General features: G+C 43.2%; 12 protein-coding genes. 6 read left to right on the forward strand and 6 right to left on the reverse strand.

Annotated elements, in window-relative coordinates; translation table 11 throughout:
- Nucleotides 1–4: 4 nt before the first annotated feature.
- Nucleotides 5–2,125 carry a bifunctional aldolase/short-chain dehydrogenase gene (locus tag J2X69_RS00340; RefSeq protein WP_310096691.1) on the reverse strand — a complete coding sequence of 707 codons (2,121 nt, stop codon included), beginning with the start codon at nt 2,123–2,125 and terminating at the stop codon, nt 5–7.
- Nucleotides 2,126–2,924: 799 nt separating this feature from the next.
- On the opposite strand from J2X69_RS00340, the gene J2X69_RS00345 reads away from it, so the two are divergent.
- The 3 genes from J2X69_RS00345 (at nt 2,925) to J2X69_RS00355 (ending at nt 7,029) form a co-directional block, all read left to right on the forward strand.
- Nucleotides 2,925–4,199 carry a TIM barrel protein gene (locus J2X69_RS00345; protein WP_310096693.1) on the forward strand — a complete coding sequence of 425 codons (1,275 nt, stop codon included), beginning with the start codon at nt 2,925–2,927 and terminating at the stop codon, nt 4,197–4,199.
- A 28-nt stretch (nt 4,200–4,227) separates the two neighbouring features.
- Nucleotides 4,228–5,709 (forward strand): arylsulfatase, encoded by a 1,482-nt coding sequence (locus tag J2X69_RS00350; RefSeq protein WP_310096694.1) that lies wholly within the window; start codon nt 4,228–4,230, stop codon nt 5,707–5,709.
- 303 nt (nt 5,710–6,012) lie between these two features.
- The gene (locus J2X69_RS00355) at nt 6,013–7,029 is read left to right on the forward strand and encodes an SMP-30/gluconolactonase/LRE family protein (protein WP_310096695.1); all 1,017 of its coding nucleotides are present in this window, start codon (nt 6,013–6,015) and stop codon (nt 7,027–7,029) included.
- 641 nt (nt 7,030–7,670) lie between these two features.
- On the opposite strand, the gene J2X69_RS00360 is transcribed toward J2X69_RS00355, so the two are convergent.
- A complete protein-coding gene (locus J2X69_RS00360) occupies nt 7,671–8,231 on the reverse strand; it encodes a GNAT family N-acetyltransferase (protein ID WP_310096696.1) in 561 nt (186 codons plus the stop codon).
- Between the two features lie 123 nt (nt 8,232–8,354).
- On the opposite strand from J2X69_RS00360, the gene J2X69_RS00365 reads away from it, so the two are divergent.
- The 3 genes from J2X69_RS00365 to J2X69_RS00375 all read left to right on the forward strand — a co-directional run bounded on the left by J2X69_RS00365 (nt 8,355) and on the right by J2X69_RS00375 (nt 10,179).
- Entirely contained in the window at nt 8,355–8,723 is a 369-nt protein-coding gene (locus J2X69_RS00365; RefSeq protein ID WP_310096697.1) for a transmembrane 220 family protein, read from the forward strand.
- A 222-nt stretch (nt 8,724–8,945) separates the two neighbouring features.
- Nucleotides 8,946–9,695, forward strand: a complete 750-nt coding sequence (locus tag J2X69_RS00370) for an NIPSNAP family protein (protein WP_310096700.1) — start codon at nt 8,946–8,948, stop codon at nt 9,693–9,695.
- Between the two features lie 130 nt (nt 9,696–9,825).
- A complete protein-coding gene (locus J2X69_RS00375) occupies nt 9,826–10,179 on the forward strand; it encodes a hypothetical protein (RefSeq protein ID WP_310096702.1) in 354 nt (117 codons plus the stop codon).
- A 116-nt stretch (nt 10,180–10,295) separates the two neighbouring features.
- Here the strand turns inward: J2X69_RS00375 and J2X69_RS00380 are convergent, their stop codons facing one another.
- From J2X69_RS00380 to J2X69_RS00395, 4 genes are all read right to left on the reverse strand, one after another.
- On the reverse strand, nt 10,296–10,796 hold the full coding sequence (locus J2X69_RS00380; RefSeq protein WP_310096704.1) for a hypothetical protein: 501 nt from the start codon (nt 10,794–10,796) through the stop codon (nt 10,296–10,298).
- Nucleotides 10,797–11,134: 338 nt separating this feature from the next.
- Nucleotides 11,135–14,575 (reverse strand): ThuA domain-containing protein, encoded by a 3,441-nt coding sequence (locus tag J2X69_RS00385; protein WP_310096706.1) that lies wholly within the window; start codon nt 14,573–14,575, stop codon nt 11,135–11,137.
- A gap of 127 nt (nt 14,576–14,702) precedes the next feature.
- Complete coding sequence (gene galK, locus J2X69_RS00390) at nt 14,703–15,848, reverse strand: galactokinase (protein WP_310096708.1); 1,146 nt, start codon at nt 15,846–15,848, stop codon at nt 14,703–14,705.
- A 236-nt stretch (nt 15,849–16,084) separates the two neighbouring features.
- Complete coding sequence (locus J2X69_RS00395) at nt 16,085–17,110, reverse strand: LacI family DNA-binding transcriptional regulator (RefSeq protein ID WP_310096710.1); 1,026 nt, start codon at nt 17,108–17,110, stop codon at nt 16,085–16,087.
- Nucleotides 17,111–17,168: the final 58 nt, after the last annotated feature.

A 17,168-nucleotide genomic window follows, 5' to 3' on the forward strand; every position in this document is an offset into this window, starting at 1 on the left:
TGTTCTATCTTGGGAATGCAGCGGCTAGTCCGCCATCCACATTCAGCATATTTCCTGTTGTTTTACCCAGTTGACCACTTACGAAAACGAATGCTGCGTTTGCGATATCACTGGTTTTGACACTTTCTTTCAATAGGGTACGGTTGGCATAGAACTGAGGCAAGTCTTTTACTTCAATACCGTAAGCTTTGGCGCGGTTTTCACCCCATCCACCTTCCCAGATGTTTGAATTTTCGATCACCGCATCAGGATTCACGACATTGACTTTGATTTTGTCCTCAGCCAGTTCGGCAGCCATTAATCTTGACATATGGAGTTGAGCTGCCTTGGCGGTTCCGTAAGCCACGTTTTTTGGACCTGCTACCAAGCCGTTTTTACTTGCAATGTTTACAATATCTCCACCGTGACCCTGGAGCTTCATGATTTTGACACCGGCTTTGGAAATATGGTATTGACCCATTACCAAGATGTCATTCAGTCTATCCCAATCTTGATCGGTATGGTCTTCGAAGGTCTTACTGATAGAGATTCCTGCATTATTTACCATAATATCCACTCCACCAAATTGTAGGCAGGTAGCTTCAATGGCGGCTTCCAGACTTTTGCCATCAGTCACATCCAGTTTCACTGCCAAGAATGCATCTTTGCCGTATTTCTTCAGAAGCGCATCACCGGTCTGTTGCAGTCTGTCTCCATCGATGTCTGTCACTACTACACAGGCACCTTCCTGAATGTATTTCTCCGCGATAGCCAAGCCTATGCCGCCTGCACTTCCGGTCACTAATGCTACTTTTCTTGAAAGCGGTTGCTCTTTTGGCATTCTCTGAAGTTTAGCTTCTTCCAGCAGCCAATATTCAATATTGAATGCTTCCTGAAGAGGTAGAGAAACGTATTCGGAAACTGCTTCTGCACCACGCATTACGTTGATGGCATTGATATAAAATTCACTTGCTACCCGGCTGGTTTGCTTGTTTTTGGCGTAGCTGAACATTCCCACACCCGGCCAGATGATGATTACCGGATTTGGGTCACGCATAGCCGGGCTATTGGCATGCTTATGCTTCTCGTAATAATCAGCATACATTTCTCTATAGCTTTGGAAAGCTGCTTCCAGTTTTTCTTTTAAAGCAGAAGGATCGGACAGCTCCGTGTCTGCTGCAATATCCAACACTAAAGGAGAGATTTTTGTCCTCAAAAAGTGATCAGGACAGCTGGTTCCCATAGGAGCCAATTTGCCAAGATCGTTGCTGTTGATAAATTGAAGTACTTCCGGAGCATCAGTGAAGGTGCCTACCATCAGGTTTTCGGAAGAAGCAAGTCCTCTTAGTAGTGGGGCTAGTTTAGCTGCTTGGCTTTTTCTCTGTTCCGGGGCAAGAGACTGTATTTTTTCTCCACCGAAAATGGGTCTTTTTTTGCCGTAATTCTGAGCCAGATATTCTGAAGCGGTTTCTATCACTTCCAAGCTATTGATATAGCATTCGTAGGCTGTGTCACCCCAAGTGAACAGGCCGTGACCACCGAGCATTATACCACGGATGCCGGGATTGTCATCAAGTGCCTGCTTCAGTTGTAGTCCCAGATCAAACCCCGGCTTTTGCCAAGGCACCCAAGCGATCTGACCATTCCAAAGATCCTGAGTGATCTGCTCTCCGTCTTTTGCTGCGGCAATAGCGATCGCGGCATCAGGATGAAGGTGGTCTATGTGTGCGAATGGAAGAAAAGAGTGTAAAGGGGTATCAATAGATGGGGCTTTGGACTTTAGGTCATAGATGCAGTGATTGAAAAGTTCCACCATTTCATCTTCAAATTCCAACCCTCTGTAGATGCCTTTCAAAGCCCGGAGCTTATCCACATATAATCCGGCAAGTCCTGCTTTTGTCAAGGTGCCGATATCTCCGCCAGAACCTTTTACCCACATTACTTCTACTTGCTCATTGGTAAGCGGATCGGATTCATAGGTTTTGCAGCTGGTGTTCCCTCCTCCGTAATTGGTTATTCTAAGATCGGCTCCAAGTATATTAGAACGGTAAATAAGAAGATCAACTTCTTTGCCCTCGAGTTTGGATGCTACAGCATCATCCCAGAGGTAACTTACATGCTTAAAGTTTTGTGTTGTTATGCTCATTGCGTTTAGCAGATTGTTCTGACAGTGAATATGGGTGAAAAGATTACCTCAGGTATCCTGTGCTGTCTTGAATACCTAAAGTTTTTATTGATTTATCGGATTGATAATGATTGTAATATTTGGTGTATGTGATTTATATGTATTTAATATAAGTATTATTTTCATGATTCGAAATTTACTTTGGTTGAGGTGTGAAAAGTAGTTTCGTGGAGAAGATTACTTCCGGAAGATTTGGACAGGAATGTTTTTGAGGAGATTAATCACCCATTTTATTAATGCTCTAATCTAAAAAGTAAAAGCCGGAATCCATAAAGACCAAGGGACTATCGAATGGGATACTCCTTCATTCAAAATGATTTTCCGTTTCGGATCTTAAATAAAAGAATGCTTTGTAAGGAATATTGAAATGGATGTTATTTTTTGGTTACCCTTTTGATTGAAGTATCCGCGGGCACTCATTTCTATGAGAGGATTGTACTGAGCCGATATGAATTTGCATTTTCACAAAAGAGTTATTGGGATTGTATTGTCCTTGGTTCATAGATTACATATATTTAATGAAAAGTGCTGATTTGTAATGTTTTGCATTTCGCGGTTAAATTGAAGTGTATTCAGTATGAAGCAGCAAGTGATGTCTGGCGGATATATGTTATAGCATTTGAGGAGGATTTAGAGTAGAGAATCCTTGATTTTTGACCTACCGTCATCAGGTGGTTATATTCTATCAAATCTGTCGGGCTGTCCCCTTTATAAACAAAAAGCGTAATAGCGCAACAAGCGCGACATTAACAGAATAAGAATGAGAATTACAGAAGATCAACTAGCATCATTTTCTTCCACAGACTTTCATACCCGCTCCTTAGACCTTTTGAGGGAGCGATTTTCGAATCAACATATTGATTTGGAACAAGTGATCCGTAAGATTCAGGAGTTTCAGATTGCAATTCCCAGCGCGGCATTGGGTAATGGCAGGTCGGGCAACAAAAAATTCAGAACAGGAGGAGAGCCTAGAAATCTGGGCGAAAAATTAGAAGATATAGGACTATTGCAGCAATTGACCTGCAAGACAAACTCTGTGTCGGTCTATATTCCATGGGATATGCCGGAGGATTATAGAGAGGTAAAGGATTTGGCAAATGAGTTAAATCTGAAATTTGACACAATGAACAGTACCGGTTCACAAGATCAAAACCAAAAAGAATACGCCAAATTGGGGTCCTTGGGCAATCCTAATAAGTCCATTAGAGAAGAGGCCATTGCCCATAATGAAGATGTGGTCAACATTGGGAAAAAGCTTGGAAGTAAGGCGTTGACAGTTTGGATGGCAGACGGAAGTAATTTTCCCGGCCAAGCCAAATTCAGAAGTACACTGGGCTGGACAGAAGAGTCGCTCCGTGAAATCTACGAGTACATGCCTTCGGACTGGGACTTGATGCTGGAGTACAAACCTTACGCACCCAATTGTTATCATACCGTGGTACCGGACTGGGGGACTTCCTCCATGCTGGCCAAGAGGTTGGGATCACGGGCCAAGGTGCTTGTGGATCTGGGGTATCATCTTCCCAAAACGAATATTGAACAGATCGTAGCTACGCTGATGTATCAAAATCTTCTCGCCGGCTTCCACTTCAATGACAGTAAATACGGTGATGATGATATGAATCCCGGTAGTATTAAGCCCTATCAGTTGTTTTTGATTTTTTGCGAATTGATCAGTGGGGACCAAGATGGTGCTCAGGACTGGGATAGTATTTCCTGGATGATCGATGCCAGTTACAATACTCAGGATCCCCTGGTGGATTTAATTCAGGCATTGGAGACAATTACAATTGCTTATACCAAAGCGCTGCTTGTGGATAGAAAAAAACTCCACGAATGCCAAAAAAACGGAGAAGGTTCGCAAGCTCAGGAAATTCTACAAATGGCATATTTGACGGACGTAAGGCCTTTGGTGTGCGAAGCCAGAGTACGCGCCGGAGGTGCGGCAGAACCGCTGGAGGCTTACAGGATTTTGATGATCCGTAATAAATTGGTTCATGAGCGGGGGCGGAAATCTTATTATTCAATGGTTTAGCTAGAAATAAATCTTATTATCTTGGGGTATGTTAAAACACTGCGGCATACCACTTTTTTTACTTTTTCTTTTTTCTTCCACCCTGTTAACCGGTTGTGATTCCAAGGAGAAAAAGACGGTAGAAGCAGAAAAAAAGACAAATATCATATTTATCCTGGCAGATGATCTCGGGTATGGAGATCTGGGTTTTTTGGGACAGGACTACATAGAGACCCCCAATATCGACCGACTGGCGAAAGAAGGTATGTTTTTTACGGATCATTATTCAGGAAGTACGGTATGTGCGCCTTCAAGATCATCTTTTTTGACCGGGTTGCATACCGGACGTACGCCGATTCGGGGCAACCTGCAAGTAGGGCCTGAAGGACAGTATCCTATGCCTGATTCCCTTCCTTCAGTTGCCAAGGTGATGCAGCGTGCAGGCTACAAGACCGGTGCTTTTGGGAAATGGGGACTTGGGTTTGTCGGAAATACAGGAGATCCAGAGGAGCAGGGGTTTGAGCGGTTTTATGGTTATTATAGCCAAAGCTATGCGCATCGTTACTACCCTGTATACCTTTGGGACAATGGCGAAAAGGTGATTTTGGAAGGAAATGACTGGATGGAAAAGAGAGTTTATGCACCGGATCTGATACAGCAAGAGACGATTTCATTTATTGAAAAAAATAAAGACGATCCCTTCTTCTTATTTATGCCTATAATAATGCCGCATGCGGAACTGGCGGCTCCCGACGATGAGATTTTTCAAAAATATAGAGCCAAATTCGGAGATGAAATACCGCACCCGGAAGGAATAGGTACTGAATATGGGCCTGATATTAAGATATCTGCTTACCAATCCCAGCCTTATCCCCATGCCTCTTTTGCCGCAATGGTAGAGAGGATCGATGTGTATGTGGGTGAGGTCGTATCAAAACTGGAAGAATTGGGCTTGGCTGAAAACACGATGATCATCTTTGCGTCGGATAATGGAGCTCATCAAGAAGGTGGGGCTGACCCTGATTTTTTTGACAGCAACGGACCGTATAGAGGCTATAAACGGGATTTGTATGAGGGCGGTGTACGTACTCCTATGATTGCCTGGTGGCCGGGCAAGATCCAAGCAGGTTCACAAAGTGACCATATCTCAGCTTTTTGGGATTTATTGCCAACTTTTGCCGATATAGCCGGTGCTGATATTCCGGAGAATATCGATGGTATTTCGTTTTTGCCGGCGCTGCTACAGCAAAAAGATCAGAAAGAGCATGGGTTTTTGTACTGGGAATTTCATGAGCAGGGAGGAAAGCAGGCTGTCAGACAGGGGAAATGGAAGGCTGTAAAGCTCGGGGTTTTTGGCAATGACGAGCCTGTGCTTGAGCTTTACGATCTTAGTGTTGATATAGGAGAGGAGAATAATATTGCTGCGCTACACCCGGCTAAAGTTAAAGAACTGGAAGGATTGATGGATTCTGCACATAGACCAAACCCTATTTTCGGTTTGCTGCCTTCTGAGAGAGCGCATGGGGATTAAAAGAAGAAAGACGGGGAATAATCCCCGCCTTTCCATACCCAATCTATTTACTGTAAACCTTTGAATAATTGAATATATATAAATCCTAGAGTCTGAGTATCCTCCTGTGTCCTGTTTTAATGTTATCCTCTAATCTTATTGATGTTTGAATCCTATTATAAAGCAAAATAATGAAATCGAGCATGATCCCGTACCTACGGGACCACACACTGGGGGATGATTATCAGCCATGCGAGATTCTCCCGATCCGCCGCGGCGGATCGGGACAGGCTATCTGACCATTAAAAATCAAAATATAAACACATGAAAAATTCAATAAGCTTGATTTGCTTGGCAATCGCTTTAGCTTGTACCAGCCCCAAGGGATCGGCAGATGTTGAGGTATTGACACCTTACAAGACTACAGGTTCTGTAGAACTATTGCATTCTGAGCTGAACGCATTAATTCCTGAAGGGACGGAAATAGAGATTTTGGCTTCGGGGTTTGAATGGTCGGAGGGGCCACTTTGGCTTGCTGACCAGAATGCAGTACTGTTCTCGGATGTGCCTACCAATAAAGTATGGAAATGGACCGAGAAGGATAGTTTGAGTTTATTCCTGGAGCCTTCGGGGTATTTGGGAACTGAAACAAATAAGAAAGAGCCCGGGGCAAACGGCTTGGCATTGGACGGAGATGGGAATTTGATTCTTTGTCAGCATGGTGAAAGAAGAATCGCAAAAATGAATTCTCCGCTCTCTGCTCCTCAGTCTGATTTTACCGTATTGGTGTCAGATTATAAGGGCAAAAGATTTAACAGTCCAAATGATCTGGTTTATAATAAATCAGGTCAGTTGTTTTTCACGGATCCTCCCTATGGTTTGGATGATTGGAATCCAAAAGAGTTGGATTTTCAAGGCGTATATCGGTTGGATGTGGATGGAAGCTTGAATCTGTTGGTGGATAGTCTGAGCCGGCCAAATGGAATAGGATTAAGCCCGGATCAAAAAACGCTTTATATAGCTCAGTCTGATGCTAAAAAGGCCAGGTATTATGCCTTTGATTTGGATGAGAAAGGAGATGTGGTGGGAGGTAGGATTTTATTGGACGCTACTGTACAAGTAGGTAAAGAGAACCCTGGCTTGCCTGATGGCTTGACTGTCCACAGTTCGGGAACGCTGTTTGCGTCAGGCCCCGGGGGGATTTGGGTGATCAGCTCCGAAGGCAAGCATCTTGGGACAATACGTACCGGTCAGGGAACGTCAAATTGTACGTTTGATAGTGAGGAGACCTATTTGTATATGACGGCAGATGCCTATTTGATGCGGATCAGAGTTGGGTAAAACGGAGTGCTTTTTAGTTTTTATAGATTTGCCTCAATTTGTTATTAAAAAGTTGATAACCATGAATTTAAGGTTGATAAGTCTGTTGATTTAGAATAAAATTTGGTGGAAAGATGGTGGGGAAATAGAGGCCAGAAATATTGCGATTGGTTGAAATAAGGGAGATATTTAATAGACCAAGTGAGAGATAAAAAGGCCGGGAGTACGATCCCGGATAAGGTTAAAAAGCCCGTAATTGAAATACGAATGGTCAAGGTTCTTCGGGAGTTTGACTGAAATGGAATACCACAGAAGTGTTGATTGAAATCTTCAAAACCCCAGGGTGGAGAAGAACGGATTTTGAAAACCATTATTAAGAGTCCGGGTAACTGGATGAAAAGTCTTTAAACAGTAGCTTGGCTCTTATTGCTGACCAAGGTCATCAGTAAGAGAAAGGGAAACGTTCGCAAGAGGGTTTCCCTTTATGTTTTTTAACCCGGATTTTGTATTAGGTTTCGTTAAGAGACCATTAATTGCAATAAAATCAGGCTGTTTGGAGACTGAGGCATAGCACCGCTATGGTGAAGTCGAAAACTGCAACGCAGTGACTGATTTTGAAGCAATTATTGGTCGCAATAGAAATGCTAATGCATGATGCGGGTTTAGCTCTGCTTCCTCCAATCCCAGATCACAATATTCCACTCTTCCACACCATCATGAAAAGTGTGGATCACATCAAAGCCTATGCGACGGTGAGCTCGGATCGACCGGAGATTCGAAGTGGAAATCTCTGTGATTGCGAAATCATATTTTCCTTCAAATGCTTCCTTGTATTTCGCATAGCACTTATCAAAAAGTCCCTCGCCCCGATAGGTTTTTCCGACACAGACCTGACCTACCGCGATGTAGTTGTACCCACTTACTTTTTTGCCCATATATTCGATCTTGTCGAATTGGCGAAACATGGGCACAAGTTGTGGGATATCTGCTTTGGAAGCCTTGGTCATCGCCAATATATATGCTGCAATATGATTTCCATCGAGTGCAATGACGTGTGCTTCGATAGCATTCAGTTTTCCGAGATCTTCCAATGAATGCCTGACGAATACAAAACCTTGTGATTCTTTTTCATCAACAGAAATCTGCGTGCTCAAGTTAGCTTTTTGAAGATCGATGATTCCCTGTAAATCGGCTGTTGATTTACTTTGAGTGAGTGTGATCATGTAAATAAGAGGGTAGGGATATTGCCGCCAAATTTAATAGAAGTATTTTAGTGCATATGTTATTCTGTCAAATAAAATATAATCGGTTGTTTTACCGTAGTTTTGATCAAACCCTGAAATAGTATGAAATTTAACAGAATCTTTTTCGGACTATGGATTTTCATCTTTGCGCTTTTTGCTTATTGGCAATTCAACGATCCTGATCCTGAGGTCTGGGTAAGTATTTATGGCGTGGCCATGTTGTTTTGTATCATGGGAACCCGCGGGATTTTTCCGAAAATTCCACTTACGGTAGTGGTGGTGGCCTGCCTTTTAGGAGCTGTGTACTTTTATCCTGGAGAAATCGGCGGTTGGGTCTCGCAGGAGCTGGAGCAGCGCGATCTTACAATGAAGACACCGCAGATGGAAGAAGCACGCGAGACTTTCGGTCTTTTGATTGTGGCACTGGTGCTTAGTCCTGCGCTTTGGAAGGCATGGACAAAGAAAGGCTAGCTGTGACTAAAAAAAGAATAGAATTGGTGTGCTTTTCGCTAATATGTTACCTAACTATGAAAATCTGCTTTTAAATACTATACACCTCAAGTTAGAAGAAGGTCTTACCGCTTCTTTCTGCAGGGTATTGGAAACATAGCTTACAGCCGTGCAAGCAGAGGAATTGGAAGTAACGGCTTCATTGAAAATAGTCAATACCTACACCTATCAAACCCAATAACCATGAAAAAATTAATGCTGACTATGTTTGCCTCACTCTTTGCCTTCGCAGGTTTTTCGCAACAACTGAATGGAAGCAATTCTACCTATTTTGAAATACGGAAGTACTATGCCAATGAAGGTAAGCTACCGGATTTGATCAAGCGATTTGAAAATCATACGCTGGCGCTTTTCGAAAAAAACGGGATGGAAAATATTGCCTATTTCATTCCTGCCGACAATACAGACAATTCTCTGACCTATATACTGGGCTATCCTAACGAGAAAGCACGTGATCGTATGTGGGATAAATTTGTCAATGACCCCGAATGGACGAAAGCAAAGAAGGAATCCGAAGTGAATGGCGGCTTGGTGAAAAGTGTGGATCAGACTTTTATGAAGTTGGCAAAAGGGCTCAATGATACACCGAAACCTCAGAAAAGCGGGATATTTCAATTGAGAACCTATACTTGTGTAGATGGCAGATTGGATAATCTAATCACACGCTTCAAAGATCATACACAGGATCTTTTCGAAAAACAGGGATTACGAAATTACCCCTACTGGGTAACTGTTGAGAAGGATGGAAGCCAGCCTAAGCTGATTTATCTTTTGGGCGATAAGGATCAAGCCTCTTTCGAAAGGGATTTTCAGAACTTTGTCAAGGATCCTGCCTGGATAAAGGCCCGTAATGCATCAGAGGAAGATGGTAAGATAGTAGAAAGGGTGGATGCCGTTTTTTTTAGGACACTGCCTTTTTCCCCTCTCAAATAATCTTCATAAAGTCAGTTTGTTGCTTTGAGCTAATCTGAATATTGCTCAGTTTAGCTCTGCTGTAGCGGATAGAGACTAGTTCCCGTATTGTTATTGACCATATTGTTCATTAGCTAACCGGACTTGTTTTATGAGAAAGTCATTCTACCTTCTTTTGTTCTGTTTGTCATTCAGCTTTGCCTGTGATGTTAACCATGATCCCTCTATAGCTTGTGGAGTCAGAGATCCCATAGAAAATATAGCTTGGCTAAGACAATGGGCTGAAGAATCAGCAAATCACAGCGACGCGGAATATTCTTACATCAAGCAGGCCAACTATAAAGGGGAAAGAGTTTTTTTCTGGGGTAGCTGTAATCCGGCTAGTCTTTGGGCTTTGGTATTGCGTGATTGCTCAGGGAATCCGATAGAAGGGGAATATACATTTGATGACCTTAAGAATCAAGTGGTAATCTGGCAGCCGGAAAATGCTCCGTGTAATGTCTGAGTATGGATAAGCTGGGTATATATAATGAAAAACTCCGATTTGCCGGCCATAATGTTCAAACCGGCAAATCGGAGTTACTCTTTAGAATCAATAGGTATCCAGTGAATCAGATTTAGTTAAAGAGGGACATATCTATCAAACACCTGTGATTCGATGCAATTTTGAGGTTCTCCACACGGAGGGTGAATCCATGTCATTTCATTCTGATTTTCACTGAAAGCAACAGTTACTGAACTGGCGTAGTTTTCAGAAACCTGTACCAGTTGATCGTGAGAGACATAAGGAGCTTCAGCTGACTCAGGTACGTTATAAACTACCGTAGTTTGAGTTGATAGCTGATCATTCACCAACGTAAATGTTCCGTCTGATTTGCCGGAGTAACCCAATAAAGAATTTGTATTTGAGTTGATATAGGCTATTGATCTATTGTAGCTGCCATCTTCCAAAAATGCATAGGTGTTGTAGATCTGTACACCTTCTTCCACATCTATAATTTCCTTCCAATAACCAATGATAGGGGAGGTGTTTTTAAGTTGTGGTTCTTTGTCTCCTTGGCATGAGCCAAGTAATATGGTTCCTATAATACCTAGTAAAAGTACCCGCGGAAAATTTCTCATGTGTAAAATAGTTTTGAATACAAATGTACTACGAAAACTTTAATTTGATTGCTACAGAACATACTTCCGGTTTGATCATTTAAAGAAAAAATAATGGAACGTTGATCGTAGATCTGATTTTTTGGGGATTCTGCAGAGGATCAACTGATTGATTTTTCTGCCGGCTTCCACCTTTCTTAGCGGTGTAGACAAATTTCACTTCAGTAAACCTTGCAAAAACCTTCCGTCGGCATGTAATCATAATTTTCCCATGTATAAGAAAAGAAGTCAAACTTCCTGAGAATAAAAAAATCCAACCCCGGTATCGGGGTTGGATTTTCTGATTTATCAAGTAGGTATTACTTAGCGTTAAACGTCAATCCGGCAAGGATAAACATGCCTGCTTCTCCACCGGTAAGTGTTTTGGTAGTGATATACAACTTATGAACCTTGCCATCTGCTTGCCCTGTCACAGGGATGGTTACCGGGTCAAACGCAGGGGCGCCGGCCGGTCCGGTCATAGGGCTTTGATTGTATTCCTTGCTTCCCACTACTTGTCCTTCAGGACTGTCCAGTCTTAGTTCAAATAGAAAACCATCTGTTAGCTTGGCAATAGCAGCGGTATTCAATGTCACTGAAGCAATATTTGTTAGATCTACCCTAGAGATTGCAAATGAAGCAGGGTCCGAAGGAACTGTTAATAAGTTCATACCGCCGTAAGTCATTTTGCTATATCCTCCTGTAAGTTCTACAGCAGTCCCAGGATCAATAGTATTGCTGGAAAGTATGTAGGAAGAAGAGCCTGTTAGTGGCTTGATGCCATCTCCGCCCTTATCCGTGTAGGAAGCACTGATCACCAGCACTCCTGTTGGCGTGGCGGTCTTGCCTAAGGTTGAATTTACCGAACCTGAGCCAGGCAAGGTTTCTTGCGTGACCTGATCAAGGGAAAGAATGTAACTGATCAACGCATTCAATTCAGATTCCGGCAAATCGGGGTTGGCAGGCATAACTGTTTCTCCCCAAACTCCACCTCCACCATTTCTGATTTTGTTTTTGAGGTAATCTATATCCTTTTCAGTGTATTTTTTAGCTACACTCGTATAATCGGGGCCTATGGAAGCTTCAGCTTCTTTGTGACAAGTCTTACAGGTCAAAGAAGAGACCAGCGATTTACCCACCATGGCATCTGTCATGATTTTATGCCCTTGATTAGCTTCTGCCTGATCGAATCCTTCCAAGTAATCCGCACTCACGAATAGGTTGCCTGCATCATTTGCAGCATCGGGATGATCCTCATCGGTCACAGTGACTTGATAAGCGACTTGCTTGCCCGGGAAATAGAATGCTTTATTACCTTCTATTGCAATGCTGACTTCAGGGGCGATATTACCGGAGTAGACGGTAACAGGTATTCCTTTGCCTTTAAGCCCGGCAGGATCAGTTGCAGTCACGGTGACAGCATATTCTCCCACGGTAGTAAATGTGTGCGTAAGCGTAGGCTCCTCGGTAGTTTTGGATTCTCCGTTACCCAGATCCCAAGTATAGGATATAGGATCACCTTCAGGATCTGATGCTTCAGCAGTGAATGTGGCTGTCAACGGATTAGAACCTGAGGTCTTGTCTACCTTTATTTTGCTAACAACCGGCGCTCTGTTTCCACCATTGTAATCTATACGGAATAGACCGGAATCTGCATTTTTGGAGAACCAGCCATTTCCATACTCCAACCCATATATATGTCCGTCAGGGCCCATCTCCATATCGATGAGTGCATTGAACTTGGTATTTGGCATAAATGGATCCATCTTGTCATAATCACCGGATTCAGTCATGGTGACAAGTTTGATCCAGCCTCTTACCCAGTCATAGATGATCAATTTTCCGTCAAAATAGTCAGGCAATTTACTGTCACCCGTGTACATATCAGAATAATAGATGGGACCAACCATCGCATTTCTCCCACCGGTGCCCAAAGTAGGGAATTCTTCAGATTCTCCGTAAGGATACCAGATGAATGCCGGTTGAGTAGGGGGCAATACCTCAATTCCTGTGTTGTACGGGGAGGTGTTTTTAGGACCGTTAATGTCATAAAGTTCTCCCGATGTACCATTGGAATAATCGTACTCACGGTAAGGATAGTTATCGGCAATCACATAAGGCCAGCCAAAGTTGCCTGCTTCACGTGCCTGATTTATTTCATCGTATCCCTTTGGCCCCCGGGTCTCGGTGCTATCACCATTGGCATCAGGTCCTACTTCGCCCCAATACAAGAAACCGGTTTTCTGATCTACGGATATTCTATAGGGGTTTCTAAGTCCTTGTGTATATATTTCAGGTTTGGTGCCTTCTGTTCCTGCAGCGTATAAGTTCCCCGCAGGAATTTCATACGTTCCGTCTTCTTTTACCTTGATTCTGAGAATTTTGCCCCGTAGGTCATTTGCATCGCCTGAGCTTCTTCTGGCATCAAACTGCTTGTTTCCCTCCCTTGCATCCAATGGCGCATAGCCGCTGGTGACGTATTTTGTATTAGGCTGATTGAATGGAGTGGAATTATCTCCTGTAGACAGAAATAAATTTCCGTCCGCTCCGAAGGCGATTGATCCTCCGGTGTGGCAGCATATTTCTCTTTGGGAGTAGAGTTCCAAAATGATCTGCTCAGAACCCATGTCCCAGACTCCCTCTTTATATTTGAATCTGGAGAGGCGGTTGACTTCCTTAGCTGTAGGTGAGTAAAATACATACACCCAGTTGTTTGTAGCGTAATTAGGGTCTTTTTGAAGGCCTAAGACACCTTCTTCAGCATTTACCCCTTGGACGGATGTTTTCCAATACACATCCAGCTTAGCTACTTCGGAGATCTCTTTTGTTTGGCTATTGTAGCGCAGGATTTCTCCTCTTCTCTGTGCTACGAGAACATCCAAATTGGGCAAAACAGTCAACTCCGTTGGTTCCGTGAATTCGCCTACGGTCAACATCGTCTTCTCAAATCTGTTTTCTTCAGGTACTTTTTTACTCTTGGCTTTAGAGAAATCCAATTTTTTATTTCCGCCTATTGCGTATTCGATTCCCGCCAAGAGGTGTTTCAAAAAAAGTTCTTCTGTAAATGATTCGTTGGTATGACCACCGCCTGTGTAGAAAGCACGGCCTCCATCATAGTCATGATACCAAGCGATTGGGTGCTCGCCCATATCCAATCCCCCTTGGTAAGAGTCCTCATCCAAATTCAAGAGAACGTTTACCTTAGGATTCATTTTCTGATAGGAATACCACTCGTCTGTTCTTTCCCAGGAACTCGGGAGGAAGGATGTAGCTTTATTGTTGGCATCCACTACAGTTATTTTACCAGCCTGCACATTCGGATGAGGATCCTGGATGCCCGGATGATCGCTGAAATATCCGCCAACTAAGCGATTGTACCAACCCCAATGATATTCAGTATCTGCCGCTGCGTGGATTCCTACAAAGCCGCCTCCAGCTTGGATGTAGCGCTCAAATTCTGCTTCCTGTACATGATCCAGCACATCTCCTGTAGTGCTGAGGAAAATGACCGCTGCGTACTGGGATAAGTTTTTTTCGTTGAAACTGGTGCTTTGAGTGGTGGTGTCCACCTCAAAGTCATTTTCTGATCCCAGTTTTTTTATTGCTTCTATTCCTTTCGGAATGGATTCATGATAAAATCCTGCTGTTTTACTGAATACAAGCACTTTTGGTTTTCCGGAGCGGGAATTACAGCTCCAGAAAACCACACTCGCCATCAGTCCAAGCAGCAGTAGGTTTCTTAGGTTTTTTAGGAAATTCATAGGTTTTAAATTTTTCGGGAAAATTGTTAATAAACTCGGATAAAAGTTTCGCCCACAAATTGGGGATTTTTTTGATAAAAATTGTATAAAATGTCTTTTTGAAACAATAGAGACTGCAATTAGGGAATTATTCCAGTATTCCTGCACCTTCGGAAAGCGCCACGGGGATGAAATCGGCTTCTATTTTAAAGGCTTGCTTATAAGAAGAATACATCACTGATTGGAAATTTTCCAGCTGCTCATTGGAAACCAAATTGATCGTACAACCTCCAAATCCCCCGCCCATCATTCTGGATCCAATGACTCCAGGTAGTTTCCATGATTGCTCGGCAAGAAAATCAAGCTCAGGGCAGCTTACTTCGAAATCTATACTCAGGCTTCGATGAGATGCTTTCATTAAATTTCCAAAAGCGGCTAAGTCTCCTGCATGAAGTGCATTTGAAGCCAAATTCACCCGGTCTATCTCAGTAATGACATGTTTTGCCTTTGGGTAAAGTTCAGCAGATAAGATCTGCTCTACCTTATCAAGGTCTTTTACAGGGATATCTCTGAGTGTGGTGGCATCAGGATAAGTAGCCTGAAGAATCTTCACACTTGCTTCGCAAGCTTCCCGTCTCTTATTATAGGCTGAGTCAGCAAGGTTATGTTTTACTTTGGAATTAATAAGTATGAGCGAGTGATCACCAAAATCAACCTCAACCTCAAAGTGTGTATTGCTACGGCAATCCAGCAGCAACGCACGGTCTTTTACCCCAAAAGCGGAAGCATAGGGATCCATGATGCCACATTTTACTCCGGCAAACAGATGTTCTGCCTTTTGTGCATAGAGAACAATTGATTTTTTGGTGATGGTAAGTTTGAATAATTCGGTGAGTGCAGTGCCGATTGCCACAGAAAGTGCAGCAGAAGAAGATAGTCCTGAAGCAGGGATGTTTCCTCCAAATACCAGATCAAATCCCTCCAGTTTATAACCGGCTTGTTGAAGCTGAGATACCACACCCATAGTGTAGTTTGCCCAGTGTCCTTTCTTGGGAGAAAATGAGTTGATGTCAAAAACAAACTCTTCCTTAAAATCCTCTGAATAGAGCCTACAGGAAGGAAGTTCGTTTTTTTGAATTGCTACCCATATTCCCTGTTTTACCGCGGCAGGAAAAACTAAACCTTCCTGATAGTCTGTGTGCTCACCGATTAAATTTATTCTTCCGGGAGCGAAGGCCACAATAGGTTCACGGGCAAAAAGCTTACGGAAGGTTTGGGCAATTTTATCTTTCATGTGTTTATTTATTTTTTAAAGGTCACCCTGATGAGTCAGGGCAGGTAGGTCGTGGCAAATAATCATCCCAGCGTGTGAGGCTGTCTCATAATCATGTTTTCTTGTCAGGCTGAGCGAAGTCGAAGCCTTTTATGTGGTAATTAAGCCCATTTCGACTTCGCTCAATGTGACAATTATGAGTTATGAGACAGCCTCAGGCAGGCCTGCCTACCGCAGGCAGGCTCGATTTCATCTACTTAAATAAGGGCTTTTGTTGATTGTCGTGGGACAAGTGTCGTCTCCAATACAATAGTAATAGGATCATCCGAGGCTTGTCCTTCCAGTTGATCAAGCAGATGAGTCACAGCCAATTTTCCCATTTCATAGCCTGGTTGAGCCACAGTTGTCAGTGGTGGCTCTACCACCGCGGATGTGGGATTATTTGTAAATCCCGCAAGAGCCATGTCTGAAGGAATCTTGATTCCCATTGGTTTCCATACAGACATCAAGTCAAGTGCTATCGGGTCTATCATGCAGAATACTCCGTCAGGGCGATCGCTCATTGCTGCTATTTCATGTGCTATTTTCACGTTACCTTCCTCTGTGAGGTCAGAGATTTTCACCAAGGCTGGATCCGGGGTAATCCCAAACTCATTTAGCGCGTGGAGATAGCCTTCTTTACGTTTCTTGCTGATGTACAGGTCTTCAGGGCCTGATACATACATGACGCGCTTGCAGCCTGTTTCCAATAAATGCTTGGTGACCTGATAGGCTCCACCTTCATCATTGAATGTGACTCTGGAGACAGGTATGTCTTCATTTACTCTGTCAAAAAGCAAAAATGGAATTTCTCTGTTATATAGATCCAGCAGATGATCGTACCGGTTTGTCTCACGGCTCAAAGAGATAAGCAGGCCGTCCACTTGGGAGGCGACCAACGTTCTGATATTGGCTTTTTCCAGTTCCAGCGTTTCGTTGGATTGGCAAATCATCACATTGTATCCACGCTTGTTTGCATGATCTTGGATTCCGGAAATACAGGAAGCAAAGAAATGCGAAGTGATTTCAGGGACGATTACTCCCAGCGTATTTGTACGGCTTATTCTAAGACTTTGAGCCAGGAGGTTAGGCTGGTAATTCATCTCTTTTGCCATTTCCACTATCCGCTTCTTAGTGTCGGGATGCAGTTCAGGAGAATCTTTCAGTGCTCGGGATATGGTCGATACAGAAACGCCCAACTTCTTGGCGATTTCTTTCATCGTAACCTGATGACCTTTTTTCATGGGGCAAAATCATTTAACAATCCACTTCAAATCAGTCCGTTTTGGACGATTCTAAGCT

Source organism: Algoriphagus sp. 4150, assembly GCF_031457395.1.
Taxonomy (GTDB): domain Bacteria; phylum Bacteroidota; class Bacteroidia; order Cytophagales; family Cyclobacteriaceae; genus Algoriphagus.

Excerpts from the sequence above, each read along its gene's own strand:
- J2X69_RS00340 (WP_310096691.1), bottom strand. The coding sequence starts at position 2,125 with ATGAGCATAACAACACAAAACTTTAAGCATGTAAGTTACCTCTGGGAT.
- J2X69_RS00345 (WP_310096693.1), top strand. The coding sequence starts at position 2,925 with ATGAGAATTACAGAAGATCAACTAGCATCATTTTCTTCCACAGACTTT.
- J2X69_RS00350 (WP_310096694.1), top strand. The coding sequence starts at position 4,228 with ATGTTAAAACACTGCGGCATACCACTTTTTTTACTTTTTCTTTTTTCT.
- J2X69_RS00355 (WP_310096695.1), top strand. The coding sequence starts at position 6,013 with ATGAAAAATTCAATAAGCTTGATTTGCTTGGCAATCGCTTTAGCTTGT.
- J2X69_RS00360 (WP_310096696.1), bottom strand. The coding sequence starts at position 8,231 with ATGATCACACTCACTCAAAGTAAATCAACAGCCGATTTACAGGGAATC.
- J2X69_RS00365 (WP_310096697.1), top strand. The coding sequence starts at position 8,355 with ATGAAATTTAACAGAATCTTTTTCGGACTATGGATTTTCATCTTTGCG.
- J2X69_RS00370 (WP_310096700.1), top strand. The coding sequence starts at position 8,946 with ATGAAAAAATTAATGCTGACTATGTTTGCCTCACTCTTTGCCTTCGCA.
- J2X69_RS00375 (WP_310096702.1), top strand. The coding sequence starts at position 9,826 with ATGAGAAAGTCATTCTACCTTCTTTTGTTCTGTTTGTCATTCAGCTTT.
- J2X69_RS00380 (WP_310096704.1), bottom strand. The coding sequence starts at position 10,796 with ATGAGAAATTTTCCGCGGGTACTTTTACTAGGTATTATAGGAACCATA.
- J2X69_RS00385 (WP_310096706.1), bottom strand. The coding sequence starts at position 14,575 with ATGAATTTCCTAAAAAACCTAAGAAACCTACTGCTGCTTGGACTGATG.
- galK (WP_310096708.1), bottom strand. The coding sequence starts at position 15,848 with ATGAAAGATAAAATTGCCCAAACCTTCCGTAAGCTTTTTGCCCGTGAA.
- J2X69_RS00395 (WP_310096710.1), bottom strand. The coding sequence starts at position 17,110 with ATGAAAAAAGGTCATCAGGTTACGATGAAAGAAATCGCCAAGAAGTTG.